This is a genomic window from Paraburkholderia sp. SIMBA_054 (assembly GCF_046534875.1).
Lineage (GTDB): Bacteria > Pseudomonadota > Gammaproteobacteria > Burkholderiales > Burkholderiaceae > Paraburkholderia > Paraburkholderia hospita.
The window spans coordinates 1-242 of the sequence record NZ_JAWRXV010001538.1 but is presented as its reverse complement, the minus strand read 5'-3'; the positions used below and the strand labels follow the sequence as shown (position 1 = coordinate 242).

The 242-nt window shown below is 36.8% G+C and carries 1 protein-coding gene; it reads right to left on the bottom strand.

The genetic code is table 11. The annotated features are described in order from the left end of the window. A partial coding sequence (locus tag SB822_RS60190; protein WP_410859526.1) for a hypothetical protein occupies positions 1–242 on the bottom strand: 242 nt, incomplete at both ends.

Below are 242 nucleotides of genomic sequence, written 5' to 3'. Positions count from 1 at the left end.
GTTCTAATTCAAACTTATTTGTCAGGTATCCAGTATGACCGTGACACACAGGAGGTATTACAGAAGAAGGATGATGCACTGCATGATCTATCTCATGCCCTAAATGATCTAATCCACTGCTCACCCAACTCATTCGTTCCGATTCAGAATAATGAATATCATGTATTGACGTTCCATTGTATTCATTAATCCATCCTCCATAATGCCAATTACCATAACAATTATAATGATACTCTGGATAA